16 protein-coding genes are annotated in these 16,509 nt (G+C 39.2%); 11 read left to right on the top strand and 5 right to left on the bottom strand.

The window, feature by feature from the left end:
• Positions 1-43 precede the first annotated feature (43 nt).
• The gene (locus QM419_RS06475) at positions 44-1,243 is read right to left on the bottom strand and encodes an OFA family MFS transporter (protein ID WP_414278262.1); all 1,200 of its coding nucleotides are present in this window, start codon (positions 1,241-1,243) and stop codon (positions 44-46) included.
• Positions 1,244-1,463: 220 nt separating this feature from the next.
• Between QM419_RS06475 and QM419_RS06470 the strand changes: the two genes are divergently transcribed.
• The 11 genes from QM419_RS06470 to QM419_RS06420 all read left to right on the top strand — a co-directional run bounded on the left by QM419_RS06470 (position 1,464) and on the right by QM419_RS06420 (position 13,419).
• A complete protein-coding gene (locus QM419_RS06470) occupies positions 1,464-2,072 on the top strand; it encodes an NADPH-dependent FMN reductase (RefSeq protein ID WP_414278261.1) in 609 nt (202 codons plus the stop codon).
• A gap of 25 nt (positions 2,073-2,097) precedes the next feature.
• Positions 2,098-4,509: a flavocytochrome c gene (locus QM419_RS06465; protein ID WP_414278260.1), complete on the top strand. Its 2,412-nt coding sequence runs from the start codon at positions 2,098-2,100 to the stop codon at positions 4,507-4,509.
• Between the two features lie 186 nt (positions 4,510-4,695).
• The gene (gene ruvB / locus QM419_RS06460; protein ID WP_006153029.1) at positions 4,696-5,694 is read left to right on the top strand and encodes a Holliday junction branch migration DNA helicase RuvB; all 999 of its coding nucleotides are present in this window, start codon (positions 4,696-4,698) and stop codon (positions 5,692-5,694) included.
• The gene (locus tag QM419_RS06455; RefSeq protein WP_414259759.1) at positions 5,675-6,247 is read left to right on the top strand and encodes a nucleotidyltransferase family protein; all 573 of its coding nucleotides are present in this window, start codon (positions 5,675-5,677) and stop codon (positions 6,245-6,247) included. Before ruvB ends, QM419_RS06455 begins: the two co-directional genes overlap by 20 nt.
• A 953-nt stretch (positions 6,248-7,200) precedes the next feature.
• Entirely contained in the window at positions 7,201-7,401 is a 201-nt protein-coding gene (locus QM419_RS06450; RefSeq protein ID WP_414259758.1) for a hypothetical protein, read from the top strand.
• A gap of 66 nt (positions 7,402-7,467) precedes the next feature.
• A complete protein-coding gene (locus QM419_RS06445; RefSeq protein ID WP_414278259.1) occupies positions 7,468-8,190 on the top strand; it encodes a pseudouridine synthase in 723 nt (240 codons plus the stop codon).
• Positions 8,191-8,310: 120 nt separating this feature from the next.
• A complete protein-coding gene (gene pepC / locus QM419_RS06440) occupies positions 8,311-9,645 on the top strand; it encodes an aminopeptidase C (protein WP_414278258.1) in 1,335 nt (444 codons plus the stop codon).
• Between the two features lie 138 nt (positions 9,646-9,783).
• Positions 9,784-11,106, top strand: a complete 1,323-nt coding sequence (locus QM419_RS06435; protein WP_414278257.1) for an ISL3 family transposase — start codon at positions 9,784-9,786, stop codon at positions 11,104-11,106.
• A 234-nt stretch (positions 11,107-11,340) separates the two neighbouring features.
• Positions 11,341-11,946, top strand: coding sequence for a DUF4230 domain-containing protein (locus QM419_RS06430; protein ID WP_004250641.1), 606 nt, complete (start codon positions 11,341-11,343; stop codon positions 11,944-11,946).
• Between the two features lie 166 nt (positions 11,947-12,112).
• Positions 12,113-12,358 (top strand): hypothetical protein, encoded by a 246-nt coding sequence (locus QM419_RS06425; RefSeq protein WP_004250643.1) that lies wholly within the window; start codon positions 12,113-12,115, stop codon positions 12,356-12,358.
• 368 nt (positions 12,359-12,726) lie between these two features.
• On the top strand, positions 12,727-13,419 hold the full coding sequence (locus QM419_RS06420; RefSeq protein ID WP_263394322.1) for a leucine-rich repeat domain-containing protein: 693 nt from the start codon (positions 12,727-12,729) through the stop codon (positions 13,417-13,419).
• Positions 13,420-13,502: 83 nt separating this feature from the next.
• On the opposite strand, the gene QM419_RS06415 is transcribed toward QM419_RS06420, so the two are convergent.
• The 4 genes from QM419_RS06415 to QM419_RS06400 are packed head-to-tail and all read right to left on the bottom strand — an operon-like array spanning position 13,503 to position 16,410.
• A complete protein-coding gene (locus QM419_RS06415) occupies positions 13,503-13,592 on the bottom strand; it encodes an IS3 family transposase (RefSeq protein ID WP_367400507.1) in 90 nt (29 codons plus the stop codon).
• 60 nt (positions 13,593-13,652) lie between these two features.
• Positions 13,653-14,564 (bottom strand): PTS system mannose/fructose/sorbose family transporter subunit IID, encoded by a 912-nt coding sequence (locus tag QM419_RS06410; RefSeq protein ID WP_178894511.1) that lies wholly within the window; start codon positions 14,562-14,564, stop codon positions 13,653-13,655.
• A gap of 14 nt (positions 14,565-14,578) precedes the next feature.
• A complete protein-coding gene (locus QM419_RS06405; RefSeq protein ID WP_414278256.1) occupies positions 14,579-15,391 on the bottom strand; it encodes a PTS mannose/fructose/sorbose transporter subunit IIC in 813 nt (270 codons plus the stop codon).
• A 29-nt stretch (positions 15,392-15,420) separates the two neighbouring features.
• On the bottom strand, positions 15,421-16,410 hold the full coding sequence (locus tag QM419_RS06400) for a PTS sugar transporter subunit IIB (RefSeq protein ID WP_414278255.1): 990 nt from the start codon (positions 16,408-16,410) through the stop codon (positions 15,421-15,423).
• Positions 16,411-16,509: the final 99 nt, after the last annotated feature.

The raw sequence follows: 16,509 nt of genomic DNA, 5'->3' as shown, positions 1-16,509 counted from the left end.
CTGCCTTAAATTAGTAATGAGTATTTGATGAGAAGTTTTTTCTCTAACCTTTCTTCTTCATATAAAGGAAGTTAAGGAGAAGCCCGACAACTGCGAGAGCGATAGCGACGTAGAATGCGGCACTGTAATTTCCATTGTTAGCTGCTGCCATTTGAACCGCAACTTTAGGTGCAAAAAATGCAGCTAAAGAATAACCTGTGAAGACGATACCGTAGTTGACTCCCTGATTAGCAGGTCCGTAGTTCTCCATGACAATAGATGGGAAGACACCCATAACACCGCCGAAGCAGATGCCAAGACCGATGATTCCTAGAGTAAAGCCAAATTGACCAGGGACGATTGTTAAGGAGAAAAGTGCCAATACGATGACTGAATAGATAATCAATAAAGTCTGTGAACGACCAATTTTATCAGAAAGTGATCCCCAGATAAAGCGTCCGCTAGAGTTTGCGATTGAATAAAGAGAGACATAGAGAGCTGCTGTACCAGCAGAGAGTCCAAACATTGATTGACCAATTGGGGATGCTTGAGAGGCAATCATCAAACCAGAGAAGGCACCGACAAAGAACATGCTGATAATGATGTAAAATAGTGGACTCTGTAGCATTTCTTTCCAGTTTTTATTAGCAGGTCCTTGCTTAGTTTGTGCTGGGGCTTTCCAACCTGCTGGTTGGTAGCCACTTGGTGCAGCCTTGATGAAGAAAATGGCAGCGATAATCACAACAATATAGACAAGTCCAATGGTTCGAAAAGCAAAGAAGGCATCTTGTTTTTGAATGAGACTACTTGCAACTGGTGACGCAATAACTGCGGCAAACCCCATACCTCCTGTTAGAATCCCAGAAGCTAAACCACGTTTATCTGGGAAGAGGCGAAGAGAATTTGAGAGGGCTCCTGAATAGGCAAATCCTTGACCAAGACCTGCCATCAAACCGTAGGTCAGATAGAGCATGGCTGGTGAACTTGCATAACCAGTTAGGAAAAAGCCACTAGCAAATAGAAGGGCACCAAGTGCAATTGTCCATTTCACATATCCCTTGTCTACCAGGTAACCTCCAAGAATCATCGGAATCGGTCCGATAGCTGAGTTAATAGCAAATGCGAGCATGATTTCGGACATAGACCAACCTGTTGAGGAGCTTAAAGGTCCAGCAAAAACTGAAAAGGAATAGACAGCACCTGTACAGAGAAGAATAGCAGTTGACGCAGCTAGAACTTGCCAACGATTGAATGTCTCTTTCATAAGAAGACCCTCCTTTAACTTAATACATTTTTCACAAAGACTATAACATAGTTAAAAATGAGGGTCAATACTTTCTAAGAAAATATTGTTAATTTTTTCACTAAGTTATACTAAGATAAGATAAACTGATAGAATAACACAATGTTTTAGTGTCATGAATGTCGAAGATAATTTAAAGTAGTATAATGAAAGTGAATAAAACAAAAAAGGGGGTAGCAAGATGAAATTAGTTGCTATCGTTGGAACAAACTCTGACCGCTCAACCAATCGGAAACTTTTGAAATTTATGCAAAAGCATTTTTCAGATAAGGCCGATATTGAGGTGTTGGAAATCAAACACTTGCCAGCATTTAACGAACCTGAGGACAAGCTAGCGCCTGCCGAAGTTCAAGCTTTTTCAGAAAAAATCCTTGCTGCAGATGGTGTGATTATCTCAACACCTGAATATGACCATACGATACCAGCACCTTTGGCTTCAGCCTTGGAATGGATTGCCTATACTAGTCGCGCTTTGATCAACAAACCAACGATGATTGTCGGAGCTTCTCTTGGATTGCTTGGAACATCTAGAGCCCAAGCGCACTTGCGTCAGATTCTTGATGCGCCTGAACTAAAAGCAAGAGTCATGCCAGGGACAGAATTTTTCCTAGGTCATTCTGAACAGGTGTTGGACGATGACTATAATTTGAACAATCCTGAAAAAGTCGCAGAGTTGGAAGAACATTTTGCAGAATTCCAAAATTTTGTTAAACTAACAAAAGCCTTAGTCAAACCAGAAGATACAAATCGTAAGAAATCTTTCATCTGGGAAGAATGGTTAAAAGCATAAGTATCTCAAGAAAGGAGAATAATCCATGAAATTAGTAGCTATTGTTGGTACCAATGCCAAACAATCCTATAACCGCAGTTTGTTGCAATTTATGCAAAGACATTTTGCAACAAAAGCGGATATTGAGATTTTAGAAATTACCGATGTACCGATGTTCAATGAAACCGATGATCAAACAGATACACCTGTTATTCAGAAGTTTAACAAAGCGATTTCGGAAGCTGATGGTGTCATTATCGCGACACCTGAGCATAATCATACAATCCCATCAAGTTTAAATAGTTTGTTAGAATGGTTGTCTTTTAACATTCATCCACTAGATGGGAAACCAACCATGATTGTAGGGGCTTCCTATGATGTTCAAGGATCTTCGCGTGCCCAACTTCATCTTCGTCAGATTCTTGATGCACCTGGAGTAAATGCCACAGTTATGCCAGGAAGTGAATTTTTACTTGGTCGTGCTCATCGAGCATTTGATACAAATGGAGATTTGATTGATGAGCGAACTGTTGATTTCTTAGATAGCTGTTTCTATCGTTTCCTTCGCTTTGTATCTGTTGCAAACCAACTAAACCTTCCTGAAGAAATCCGATTTGAACCAGGAACTTATCATGTTACAACTGAAGGTCACAATGGTAAATTACCGATGGACGTCACCGTTTCTGAAGACCGTATTGAAAAAATTGAAATCGATTCTTCTGGAGAATCTTCAGGTATTGCAGATGTTGTATTTACCCGTATTCCAGCAGAAATCATTGAGGGGCAAACCTTAAATGTTGATGCGGTGTCAGGAGCTTCTGTGACTTCAAATGGTGTCTTGGACGGAGTTGCGCGTGCGGTTAAACAAGCGGGTGCAAATCCAGATGTTTTACGTAAACGTTCAAAAGCTCCATCTGCTTTGGATAAAGAGGATAAAACTTATCAGGCAGATGTTGTCATCGTCGGAGGCGGAGGAGCTGGTTTAGCTGCAGCAGCTGCAGTCTTGCAAGCTGGTAAGAAGCCGATTGTTGTTGAGAAATTCCCAGCAATTGGAGGAAATACTGTTCGTGCGGGTGGCCCAATGAATGCGCCAGATCCAGCATGGCAAGGGACCTTCGCAGCTCATCCAGGTGAGGCACATACGCTTCAAGAATTGATTGCGACAGATGAATCAACGATTGACTCAGAATATTTAGAGGACTTTAGAGCCTTGAAGGTTGAGATTGAGCAGTATTTGCAAGATCCAAGCTATTTGTTTGATTCTACCTTACTTTACCGTATCCAAACCTATATCGGTGGAAAACGAAAAGATTTACAAGGACATGAAATTCATGGCCAATATGATTTGGTTTCTGTATTGACCGAACGAGCCTTAGAGTCTGTTCGCTGGTTGGAAGATATCGGTGTTGAATTTGTTCGTAGTGAAGTCACAATGCCAGTTGGAGCCCTTTGGCGTCGTGGTCATAAGCCGGTTCAACCAATGGGTTATGCTTTTATCTCGGTTCTACAAAAATATGTTCTAGAAAATGGAGGCACGATTTTGACGGACTCTCCAGTCAAAGAATTGCTTGTAGAAGAAGGGGCTGTCAAGGGTGTCAGAGCAGAAGGCCGAAACGGTCAAACCATCATCGTTCATGCAGATGCCGTCGTTCTAGCTTCTGGAGGATTTGGTGCCAATACCAAGATGTTACAAAAATACAATACCTACTGGACTGAAATTGCGGATGATATTGCCACATCTAATACACCAGCCGTAACAGGGGATGGAATCGTCTTGGGTCAAAGTGTAGGTGCTGACCTAGTGGGTATGGGCTTTAGCCAAATGATGCCAGTATCCGATCCAGTGACAGGTGCTCTCTTCTCAGGACTTCAAGTTCCTCCAGCTAACTTTATCATGGTAAATACTGAAGGGAAGCGATTTGTGGATGAGTACGGTAGCCGAGATAAGTTATCTCAAGCAGCGATTGATAATGGAGGTTTGTTCTACTTGATCGCGGATGACCGCATCAAGGCAACAGCCTACAATACTAGCCAAGAAAAAATCGATGCCCAAGTCAAAGCAGGAACTCTCTACCGTGCAGATACGATAGAAGAATTGGCAGTTCAGATTGGTATTGATCCACAAGTTTTAGCAGATACAATCAAGAAGTACAACTCTTATGTTGATGCAGGATTTGACCCCGAATTTAATAAAGGTAGTTTCGATCTCAAGTGTGAGGTCGCACCGTTCTACGCAACACCAAGAAAACCTGCTGTTCACCATACAATGGGTGGACTCAAGATTGATACTTCAACACACGTTTTGAATGAACAAGGTCAGATTATCCCTGGTTTGTATGCTGCCGGAGAGGTCGCAGGAGGACTCCATGCAGGTAACCGTCTAGGAGGAAATTCGCTTACGGACATCTTTACTTTTGGACGTATTGCAGGTCAAACAGCCGTTCAAGAAAATTGTTAGTAATTAATTTAAAGCCTTAAGCTAACTTTAAGTTTACTCATGTATCATGTAATCATTAAGTAAAGACCTCCTAACTTTATTTAATAGAAATCCTAAACTTTTCTTTTTCATAATAATCTCCCTAAAGAAGCCACCAAATCAGGTGGCTTTTTTGTTTGTAGGCTGGTTTTTTGCTATAATAGGAACATGAGTAGAATTTTAGATAATGAAATCATGGGTGATGAGGAGTTGGTAGAACGTACCCTCCGTCCCCAATATTTACGTGAATATATCGGACAAGACAAGGTCAAGGATCAGCTTCAAATCTTTATCGAGGCAGCAAAAATGCGTGATGAGGCGCTGGATCATGTTCTTTTATTTGGCCCTCCAGGTCTCGGGAAAACGACCATGGCTTTTGTCATTGCCAATGAATTGGGAGTCAATCTTAAGCAAACGTCTGGTCCCGTTATCGAAAAAGCCGGTGATTTGGTAGCGATTTTGAATGACTTGGAGCCAGGAGATGTTCTTTTTATTGATGAGATTCATCGCTTGCCTATGTCGGTAGAAGAGGTGCTATACAGTGCCATGGAAGACTTCTACATTGACATCATGATTGGTGCAGGAGAAGCTAGCCGTAGTGTTCATCTAGATTTGCCACCATTTACCTTGATTGGGGCAACGACACGAGCTGGGATGCTTTCAAATCCTCTTCGTGCCCGTTTTGGGATTACAGGCCACATGGAATATTATACCCATGCTGACTTGACAGAGATTGTCGAGCGGACGGCAGATATCTTTGAGATGGAAATTACCCATGAAGCTGCTTCCGAGTTAGCTTTACGCAGTCGTGGAACTCCTCGTATTGCTAATCGTCTTCTCAAGCGCGTGCGTGACTTTGCTCAGATTATGGGCGATGGCTTGATTGATGATGTGATTACGGATAAGGCCTTGACTATGCTGGATGTAGACCATGAAGGTTTGGACTATGTAGACCAAAAAATCCTTCGCACTATGATTGAGATGTATGGCGGCGGACCTGTCGGTCTAGGAACTCTTTCGGTTAATATCGCCGAAGAGCGTGAGACAGTAGAGGATATGTATGAACCTTACCTGATCCAGAAAGGATTTATCATGCGAACTCGTTCAGGACGGGTCGCGACAGCCAAGGCTTATGAGCATTTGGGGTATGAATATATTGAAAAATGAGACTGAAATTTTAGACTCTTTCAGAGAAAATCCTGACATGATGGCTATTTTGACCATCATCCGTGACTTGGAGTTGAAAGATTCCTGGTTGGCAGCAGGTTCGATCCGAAATTTTATCTGGAATCTCTTGTCAGATAAACCAGCCTTTGACCGTGAAACGGATGTGGACGTCATTTTCTTTGACCCAGAGGTGAGTTATGAAGAAACGCTGGCTATAGAAAACAAGTTGAGAGAGGATTTTCCTCAGTATCAATGGGAGTTGAAGAATCAAGTCTATATGCATCAGCATAGTCCCCATACGGAACCGTATGCGAATTCCTGTGACGCTATGAGTAAATATCCCGAACGTTGTACGGCGATAGGACTTCGCTTGCATGCTGACACAACTTTAGAGCTCTTTGCCCCTTATGGTTTGGAGGATATTTTGAACTTTCAGGTTGCACCAACTCCCCATTTTTTAGAGAATGAAGACCGGATGAAGCTTTATCAACAGCGATTATCTAAGAAAAATTGGCGAGAAAAATGGAAAAATCTCACATTTAAAAATACTTAAGGAAACTTTAAGATAGAAGCTGTATACTTATCTCATAAGTTAAGAAGAACTTAACTTATACTCCTAAAACTTTTTCATAATAATCTCCCTATAAAAAAATTAAGTCGCCCAATCAGGCGGCTTTTTTTGTTGTGAACATGAGATAAGGATAGTTCTAAACAAGGGCAAACACCAGAGAAATGTTGACAAAGGTCAAAGATTTCTCTAGTATAAGAAGTAAGGCTAGAGATTTTCTGAGAATAGAGTAAATGGAAGTCCATTGGTTTGAGAAAGAGATGTTGAAAAATGACTAAAAGAATGAAAAACAATAGGAAACTAGTTAATCTAGGCTTGTATCAAAACAAAATAGTCTATTATGACTTAAAAGAAAAGAAACTTTACTTTTCAATTCTCGAGAGAACATCTAAGAATCACCATTACTATACTCTTGGACTCACTTTGCTATCTCTCCCCATTATTCGATTGCTGAATGGTTTAACCATTTTTGATATCCCTACTATCAAATATTCTAGCTTCATTCTATGTTCCTGTCTTTCCTTGCTCATAGGGAAATTTGTAGTTGACTATTATGACAAAGACTTGGACTTATATCCTGCATTGTTTACAGATATTGAGTACGCAGAATTTTTAGAAATAGCAAAGAAAAATGGAACTCTTGCTTTCGTATTTAATATTATTAGTAGTGTCAGTTTGATAGGTTGCTTGATAGTTTACCTAGTCTATGCAAAGTTTTTAGGATTGCTGATTTATTCGGTTCTCTTATTCATTCTCTACATCTGTGTGGTCAATAATGTACATAGACGGAATAAAGTTATTAAAAAACTACTTTAGTTAACGATTCACTAATAAAGGACTTCCGTATTTCCCTTATGATTTGGTTGCGGAAGGTGAGAAGGAATAGTAAGTCTCGTGGAGTACTATGAATAAAATTTTTAAAAAAGATTGGAGTAAATATGAGTAACAAAGTATCAATTATGCAAGAGATGTTTAAAAAAGAAGGTTCAGATGAACTCGTTCCTGCAGTAACCATTATCTTGGATGGGCAAATTAGAAATATCATTGATGCCCTAACAGAACAGAATGGCTATGAAAGCTATCCAGAAGCTATTTCAGATATTCTTTTCAAAGGAATAGAAAGTATGATAAAAAAATAAATCCGGGAAAGCAAATACAAGAAAAAGAGAGCGAAAGGCGCTCTCTTTTTATGATATAATAGCCCTATGAGATTAGATAAATATTTAGTTGCCTGCGCTGTTGGGAGTCGGACTGAGGTCAAAAACTTTCTAAAAACTGGGCGCGTGACGGTCAATGGCAAGAAAGCAAAGTCTGCCAAGTTGCAAATCAATGAAGACACGGACGAGATTTGTTTTGACGGGCAAAAGTTAGAGTACGAGGAGTTTGTTTACTATATGATGAACAAGCCCCAGGGGGTTATTTCAGCAACTGAAGATCCTAAACACAAGACAGTCTTGGATTTGATGGATGACTATGCACGTGCCAAGGAAGTTTTCCCAGTAGGGCGCTTGGATATCGATACGCATGGACTCTTGCTCTTGACCAATGATGGCAAGCTAGCTCATGCTCTTCTTTCACCAAAACGTCATGTGGATAAGACTTATCTGGCGCTGGTCAATGGAATCATGACGGATGAAGACATTGAGACATTTGCCAAGGGCATTCCGCTCAAGGACTTTACCTGCCAACCTGCCAAGCTGGAGCTTGTGTCTATGGATGTAGAAAAGAATCAAAGTCTGGTTCGTGTGACCATTGCAGAAGGCAAATTCCACCAGGTCAAACGCATGGTAGCCTATTGTGGCAAGGAAGTGGTAGACTTGCAACGTCTGACCATGGGAACTTTGACCTTGGATGAAAATTTGAAACGTGGAGAATGGCGTCGTTTGACCAAGGAAGAACTAGAAGCTTTGCTTGAAAGTGTCAGCTAGTGATAGCAGCATAATGAAATATTAGGAAAATGCGAGGAAAATATCTTTGCCTTTTTCAGTTTTTGGTTGCTTCCTTTGTGAAAAGAGTTATAATAGACAGTAAGAAAAAAGGAGGATTTTATGAACGCGATTCAAGAATCATTTACAGATAAATTATTTGCTAATTATGAAGCAAATGTAAAATACCAAGCTATCGAAAATGCTGCCAGTCACAATGGAATTTTTGCAGCCCTAGAGCGTCGCCAAAGCCATGTAGACAATACACCTGTTTTCTCGCTTGACTTGACTAAGGACAAGGTCACGAACCAGAAGGCTTCTGGTCGTTGCTGGATGTTTGCGGCTCTCAATACTTTCCGCCACAAACTCATCTCTCAATACAAACTTGAAAACTTTGAATTGTCACAAGCTCACACCTTCTTCTGGGACAAGTATGAAAAATCTAACTGGTTCTTGGAGCAAGTCATTGCGACTGCTGACCAAGAATTGACCAGCCGCAAGGTTAGCTTCCTACTCCAAACTCCACAACAAGATGGCGGACAATGGGATATGGTAGTTTCTCTCTTTGAGAAATACGGTGTTGTACCTAAGTCTGTTTATCCAGAGTCTGTCTCATCTAGCAGCAGCCGTGAGCTCAATGCCATCCTTAATAAATTGCTTCGTCAAGATGCTCAAATCTTGCGTGATCTCTTGGCTTCTGGCGCAGATCAAGCGACTGTTCAAGCTAAGAAAGAAGACCTCTTGCAAGAAATCTTTAATTTCCTTGCCATGTCACTAGGACTTCCACCACGTAAATTTGACTTTGCTTATCGCGATAAGGACAACAACTACCAAAGTGAAAAAGGCATCACACCACAAGAATTTTACAAGAAATATGTCGACCTTCCACTAGAAGACTACGTTTCTGTGATCAATGCACCAACCGCTGACAAACCTTATGGTAAATCTTACACAGTTGAGATGTTGGGAAATGTCGTTGGTAGCCGTGCAGTTCGCTACATCAACGTACCGATGGAACGTCTGAAAGAATTGGCGATTGCCCAAATGCAGACAGGAGAAACTGTATGGTTTGGTTCAGATGTCGGCCAACTCAGCAACCGTAAAGCCGGAATCCTTGCGACTGATGTTTATGATTTTGAATCAAGCATGGATATTCAACTCACTCAGGACAAAGCAGGACGTTTGGACTACAGCGAAAGCTTGATGACTCACGCAATGGTCTTGACAGGTGTTGATTTGGATGAAAATGGGAAATCAATCAAGTGGAAAGTTGAAAACTCATGGGGAGACAAGGTCGGTGCAGATGGTTACTTTGTTGCCTCAGATGCTTGGATGGACGAATACACTTACCAAATTGTTGTTCGTAAGGAATTACTAACAGCAGAAGAACGAGCTGCTTACGAAGCAGAACCAATCGTCCTTGCACCATGGGATCCAATGGGTGCCTTGGCAGAATAAATGAGATATAAAAAGAATGTTTCTATAATTTTTAGGGTTGGTGGAAATTTTCCACCAACCCTATTTTAGTGTATACAAAAAGGCCAACATCCATTATATTAAAAGCGCCTAAACCTAAAACAAAAGAATGATGACCATATGAACAATATACTAGAAGCTACACTACAAATCAAAGATAAAAACATTATTTGGGATGATAAAGTTCAAGAGAAGATATTTAAAAAGGGAAAATCTTTATTTTATTCAGCTACATATACGCATAAACCAGAATTTTGTACTGTTTGTGGGTGTGTTAGCCAAAATAACAATATCGTTAAAAACGGAACGAAAACTTCTCGTATCACTCTCTGTTCTGTTTCAGGCCTTCCGGCCTACTTAAATCTACGCAAGCAAAGATTTCTCTGTAGAGAATGTAGTTCTTCATTTACCGCAGATGCTAGTCGCATTGTAGAAAAACATTGTCATATTTCGAAACGATTAAAAAATGAAATTAAGGCAAAAATAAGTGAAACAGTATCTGAAATATATATCTCAAAAGAATCAAATGTTTCAGTTCATACTGTAAGACGTATCATAGATGATACAGCACGATTATTAACGATTAAACCATTACATGATTTCCCTGAACATTTGTGTTTTAATGAATTTAAATCCGTCAAAGCTTCCGATAGTAATATGAGCTTCATTATTTGTGATAGCACTACACACAAGCTGGTCGATGTTGTACGTGATAGAAAATCTTACAGTTTAAAACAATATTTTCATCGTTTTGAGACTAAGACAAGATTAAAGGTAAAAACTATCTCAATCGACATGTACTTACCGTACATTCAATTAATAAAAGAAATGTTTCCTAACGCTAAAATTATCATTGATCCTTTTCACATCGTACAAGCCTTAAATAGAGAATTAAATCGAACTCGGGTACGTGTCATGAATCAGCATCGTTATAAAAATCCTAAATTATATCGAAAGTTAAAACATTATTGGAAGTTAATTTTAAAGAACCCTAATGAACTTCAGAACTATAAATATAATCGTTATAAGCTTTTTGAAAGCTTCATAACAAGTAAAGGAATCGTAGATTATATCTTAGAAAACAATCCATCTCTAAAAAATGATTATGAGGTTGTGGTTGTACATTCACCTCGTGAATGTATACAGGATAGAGATTATATAGAATTCAAGGAAACGATTGAAGCAGCTACGCAATTAGACCTATCTCCTGGTTTAAAAATAGTATTAAAGACTCTTATGACTTACTTGCCATATATTCAAAATACTTGTGAGTATCCAACTAGAACAAATGGCCCTATTGAAGGAATAAACAATAAAATAAAAGTGCTTAAAAGAAATGCCTACGGCTTTAGAAACTATTACTATTTTAGAAATAGGATTATTTTAATAACAAAAATGTTTGGCCCAAAACAAAAAGGAATTAAGCAACAATTAGTTGCTTAATCCCTTCCTAAATTTCTTCATCAACACTATTTGACAAAGAGCCCTTTTTTAGTGCTCAAAATAGCACTCAATTTTAAATGGATTTGGTGTTCAAAAAATATAATCAAATGCAACAAACTAATTTCATTTTTAATAGGCACAATTAATTTTAGAAGATAGTACGAAAAAATATTGACTGTTTTCTTTAGAATGTGTAAAATTTAGATAGATTATTTAAAGTGAGGTTTTTTTATCTTGTCTATATTAAAGAAGAAATTTAATAAGTTTAGTGTTCTATTGAATCTGGTATTAATAGCTATTATAGCTATTGGAGTGCTATTTTTCTTACCTAAGGAACATAAATCAGAAGTCAAATCGTCAATTAATATCGAAAGTATTGAAAAAGTGAATGAAGTTGTATTTTTGAATGCGGGAATTAATGAAATTATTTCTGAAACAAAAACAACTCAAGTTTTTGGGTTTGATGTGCCGTTCTCTAAAAAAGCAGCATTAGTAATTTTAAATTATAACGCTAAATTTGGAATTAAAAGTAGTGTAAAGGTTGAACAAATAAGCGAAAAAGAATATAAGGTTATTGTTCCAAAATTGGAAGTAATTGGTGTTGAACTTTCAAAAGATGATCCTTATGATTTATATGATAGTCATGGAGAGTTATTAAGTGGGACTACAGAAGATGTTGATACTGGGAAATTGGTCACAAACCAACTTTCTAGTGATAAACAAGCAGAGTATTTAGATAAATTTAAGAGTGAAATTAAAGAATCTGCAATCAATTATTATAAAACAATATTTTCTTCAATGGATTCTGAAGTAAAAGTAACTATAGAATTTACAGAATAATTTTTGAAATACAAAACCCTGACCATCTCTGGTCAGGGTTTTGTGTGGTTCTATAATTTTTAGGGTTGATGGAAATTTTCCACCAACCCTATTTTAGTGTATACAAAAAGGCCAACATCCATTATATTAAAAGCGCCTAAACCTAAAACAAAAGGATGATGACCATATGAACAATATACTAGAAGCTATACTACAAATCAAAGATGCACACAATGAAGGTGTTACATTCCATTTCTTAGAGAATATTAAAGAAGTATTGCGTGATGAGAGTGGGAAAGTAACTGGTGTAAAGGTTATTACAATGGAACTTGGTGAATCAGATGAAAGTGGAAGAAGATTAACGCATGAAGTGGCAGGTAGTGAACATATTATTCCATGTGATCTTGTCGTTGCAGCAATTGAACAAAAGTAGACTTTAGTGTTCTAGATGAAAGGTAAAAATTTGACTTTCGGTCAACATCAGAATACAATAGAAATAAATAATAACAGGTGATGCATATTTAGGTCCTCAATCTATCGCAACCGCAATTAAAGACGGGCGAGAAGTTGCGACAGAAGTACATGAATCGTTTAAAGAAAACATATAAATAACTTGTGGTGCCTTTCGTTTTTTACTGGGAAAATTAAGGAACTATAGTTATAAATACTTAAAGATATTAATATATTAACATGCGTATATTTATAGGAAGATTAAATAGAAATATTTGATATTAGCAAGAATATCTACATCTTATAACATATAGGTATTAATATATTCATAAAATATTAGGAGGAGAAATAATGAACAAGAAACTATTATCAGGCTTATGTGCAGCAGTACTCTTATCAGGTTTAGTAGGATGCGGACCTAAGGAGTCAAAACAAAATACCACAACAAGTACTTCTACAATAGAAACAAAAAATACCACAACAAATAACTCTGAAGTAACAGAGAAGAACTTCAAAGACTTCCCAGAGACAGATGAAAAGTACTTCACATATGATGAATGGCAAGAAGGTTATGTTATCTATAGTTGTACTTCCGATGACAAGGTTGTTCGTGTACCAAAGGAAATCAAAGGTAAACCTGTTATCGCAATTGGAGAACGTGGTCTAGCAAACCTAAAGAACTGTGAGGCAATCGTTCTACCAGATACAGTACGTTATCTATCGAAAGCTGCATTTGCGATTGATGGTGCTCTAAAGTATGTATACTTAGGTAAGTCAATAGAAACAGTAGAAGATGATATCTTCAATGGATGTAGTTCTCTTGAAGAAGTAACTTTCCCAGAAGGCACAAAGAGTATTGGAACATTAGTATTCTGGGGCACAAAGTCAATTAAATCCATTACAATTCCAGCAAGTGTAACAGAAATTACAGACATATTCTATTTTGTAGATAACTGTAACCCAGATGTAGAAATTCATACACCTAAGGGATCAAAAGCAGAAGAAGTAGCTAAAACAATGGGACTTAAAGTAGTAAATGACTAAAGGGGAATAGTATGAACAAGAAACTACTATCAGGCTTAGGGACTGACCCCAAAAAGTGAGAATTTAATAAAAACACCCTAGGGCTACCGTCTTCGGTATTCAACCGGAGACAGGTAGTCCAATTTTTGTTGGATTCTTTTTTCATTAGGTTCTTCATCAACACTATTTGACAAAGAGCCAAAAGAATCAGGTGATAAACCTGATTCTTTTTTGTTTGTATATTCTCACCGAGATTACATGATACCGAAGTAACGAGCTGCGATACCAACTGCAAAGAGTGCAAGGATGATTGTGATTGGAGATACTTTTTTCTTAAGCAACCACATGCAAAGGAAAGTAAGGAGAAGTCCCATCAATCCTGGGATCAATGAGTTCAACTGACCTTGAAGCGTTTGTGGTTGAACGCTATCCAAACTCAAACCACTAAGTGCTTGACCAAGAATACCCTTCAATTCTCCACCTGTAACAGCGCCTTCTGGGAAGTTGATGTAAGCACCTTCTGCCAATTGTTTACCTGGAAGATTGACAGTGAAGTTGATAGAAACCCAACGTTGTACAAGAACGGCAAGGATGAACATACCAAGGATAGAAGCCCCTTTAGTGATGTCTTTCAAGATACCACCAGACATGTCTTTAGTGATTTCAGATCCAGCCTTGTAACCAAACTCTTGTGTGTACCATAGGAAAGACATACGGATTGCATTCCATCCAAAGAAGAAGAGAAGTGGTCCAACGATATTACCAGTTGCAGCAAGTGATGCACCAAGGGCACCAAGGATTGGACGAACTGTAAACCAGAAGACTGGGTCACCGATACCGGCAAGAGGTCCCATCATACCGATCTTAACACCTTGGATAGCAGCGTCATCGATTTCAGTACCGTTAGCGCGTTCTTCTTCAAGTGCAAGAGTAACCCCCATGATTGGAGCAGCTACGTATGGGTGAGTGTTGAAGAATTCAAGGTGACGCTCAAGAGCAGCTGCTTGGTCTTCTTTTTTAGTGTAAAGTTTCTTGATAGCTGGGATCAAAGAGTAAGCCCAACCCAAGTTTTGCATACGTTCGTAGTTCCAAGAACCTTGAAGGAATTGTGAACGCCACCAAACTTTTTGGCGATCTGATTTTGATAATTGAATTTTTTCAGCCATGATTGTTCCCCTTTCTAGTAGTCTTCTAGGATATCACCGATTGGATCGTTAGAAGTTGCAGCTCCTCCGCCACCGTTTCCACCTTGTTTAGAAAGGTTGAGGTAGATGAAGGCAAGGGCAACACCGATGACACCAAGGGCAATCAAAGTCAATTGAGAGATTGCTGCAAGAGCAAAACCGATAGCAAAGAATGGCCATACTTCACGAGTAGCCATCATGTTGATAACCAAAGCGTAACCAACGGCAACGACCATGGCACCACCGACAGCCATACCACCGTTCAACCAGTCTGGCATCAATTTAAGAGCATCTTGAACAGCAGAAGCAGGGATAGCGATAAGGAAGGCAGCAGGGATTGCAATACGTAGACCTTGAAGAATAAGGGCAAAGTAGTGAGCGCGTTCAACAGCTGCAATGTTTCCTTCTTTAGCAGCAGCATCTGCAGTGTGAACCAAACCAACTGAGATTGTACGAACGATCATAGTCAAGAAAAGTCCAGCTACGGCAAGAGGGATTGCAGTTGCAGTTGCGACTGCGATACCTTCAGTAGTAAAGTTACCACCCTTAATCATGATGATTGCTGCTGCAACAGAGGCAAGAGCAGCGTCAGGAGCTACGGCAGCTCCGATGTTAGCCCAACCAAGGGCAATCATTTGAAGTGATCCACCAAGCATAACCCCTGCTTCGAGGTTACCAGTTACAAGACCGATGAGGGTACAAGCAACGATTGGTTGATGGAATTGGAATTGGTCGAGGATACCTTCAAGACCTGCGAAGAAGGCAACAACTACAACCAAGATAGCAGAAATGATTGAAATATCTGACATGGTTTTATTCCTTTTCTATTTAATGTAAATTATTGAACGTTAGCTTTGCTAATCAAGTCAAACAAATCTTTTTTAGTGTCGTTTGGTACTTTACGTACGTCAAATTCAACACCAAGGTCACGCATTTTTTCAAATGTAGCAACGTCGTCTTTGTCCATTGACAATACGTTGTTGACCATTGTTTTACCAGTTGAATGAGCCATAGATCCTACGTTAAGAGTCTTGATTGGCACACCACCTTCGATAGCACGAAGGGCATCTTGAGGTGTTTCAAACAAGATAAGGGCATGTGTGTTACCAAAACGAGGATCTTTTGCAACCTCAATCAATTTTTTGATTGGAACAACGTTAGCTTTCACTCCGTTAGGAGCAGCTTGTTTGATCAACTCTTTACGCAATTCGTCGTTTGCAACGTTATCTGAAGCAACGATGATACGGTCTGCTTTTGAATCTGGTGTCCAAGCAGTTGCGACTTGTCCGTGAAGAAGACGTGTGTCAAGACGAGCAAGATTGATTTTCAATTTACCGTCTCCGATAACTGTTCCTTCTGGGATAGCAGCTTGGGCTACAGGAGCGGCTGCAGCAGTTGCAACTTCCTCAGCGGGGTTTAGCTCTTCTGGAAGAGCCTTGATGCCATCTTTGGCTTCTTTAATGATGTTCGCAGCAACTTTAGCCACTCCGGCATTAGCATCCATAAGGCGCTCTGTGTAGGCTTGAATCAACATCGGCAAGTTAAGTCCTGTGATGATGGCAAATTTACGCTCAGGATTTTCTCCCATTACGCGGCTAGCTTGGTTAAATGGAGAACCACTCCAAAGGTCAGCCAAGACTAGAACCTCATCTTCTGCGTCAAATGCAGCCACAGCATTGTTGAATTTTGCGTATAAATCATCTGGACCTTCGTTTGGCATAAAGGTTACAACTTGAACCTTTTCTTGTTCACCAAAGATCATAGATCCTGACTGATGAATACCCGCGGCAAATTCACCGTGGCTCGCAATAATGATTCCGATACTCATTATTGTCATTCCTCCTTATAAAATGTTTGACTTGTAGTTTAAGAAAACTTTAAGACTCTTTAAGTACAAACCGTTTTCAGCAAAAAATCAACTACTTAT

It is taken from the genome of Streptococcus infantis (genome assembly GCF_047464715.1).
Lineage (GTDB): Bacteria > Bacillota > Bacilli > Lactobacillales > Streptococcaceae > Streptococcus > Streptococcus infantis_S.
The sequence above is the reverse complement of the archived record's forward strand: the minus strand, read 5'-3'. Positions and strand labels throughout refer to the sequence as shown.

Bases quoted from the DNA above. Each gene is read 5' to 3' on its own strand.
- QM419_RS06475 (WP_414278262.1), bottom strand. From the start codon at position 1,243: ATGAAAGAGACATTCAATCGTTGGCAAGTTCTAGCTGCGTCAACTGCT.
- QM419_RS06470 (WP_414278261.1), top strand. From the start codon at position 1,464: ATGAAATTAGTTGCTATCGTTGGAACAAACTCTGACCGCTCAACCAAT.
- QM419_RS06465 (WP_414278260.1), top strand. From the start codon at position 2,098: ATGAAATTAGTAGCTATTGTTGGTACCAATGCCAAACAATCCTATAAC.
- ruvB (WP_006153029.1), top strand. From the start codon at position 4,696: ATGAGTAGAATTTTAGATAATGAAATCATGGGTGATGAGGAGTTGGTA.
- QM419_RS06455 (WP_414259759.1), top strand. From the start codon at position 5,675: ATGAATATATTGAAAAATGAGACTGAAATTTTAGACTCTTTCAGAGAA.
- QM419_RS06450 (WP_414259758.1), top strand. From the start codon at position 7,201: ATGAGTAACAAAGTATCAATTATGCAAGAGATGTTTAAAAAAGAAGGT.
- QM419_RS06445 (WP_414278259.1), top strand. From the start codon at position 7,468: ATGAGATTAGATAAATATTTAGTTGCCTGCGCTGTTGGGAGTCGGACT.
- pepC (WP_414278258.1), top strand. From the start codon at position 8,311: ATGAACGCGATTCAAGAATCATTTACAGATAAATTATTTGCTAATTAT.
- QM419_RS06435 (WP_414278257.1), top strand. From the start codon at position 9,784: ATGAACAATATACTAGAAGCTACACTACAAATCAAAGATAAAAACATT.
- QM419_RS06425 (WP_004250643.1), top strand. From the start codon at position 12,113: ATGAACAATATACTAGAAGCTATACTACAAATCAAAGATGCACACAAT.
- QM419_RS06420 (WP_263394322.1), top strand. From the start codon at position 12,727: ATGAACAAGAAACTATTATCAGGCTTATGTGCAGCAGTACTCTTATCA.
- QM419_RS06410 (WP_178894511.1), bottom strand. From the start codon at position 14,564: ATGGCTGAAAAAATTCAATTATCAAAATCAGATCGCCAAAAAGTTTGG.
- QM419_RS06405 (WP_414278256.1), bottom strand. From the start codon at position 15,391: ATGTCAGATATTTCAATCATTTCTGCTATCTTGGTTGTAGTTGTTGCC.
- QM419_RS06400 (WP_414278255.1), bottom strand. From the start codon at position 16,410: ATGAGTATCGGAATCATTATTGCGAGCCACGGTGAATTTGCCGCGGGT.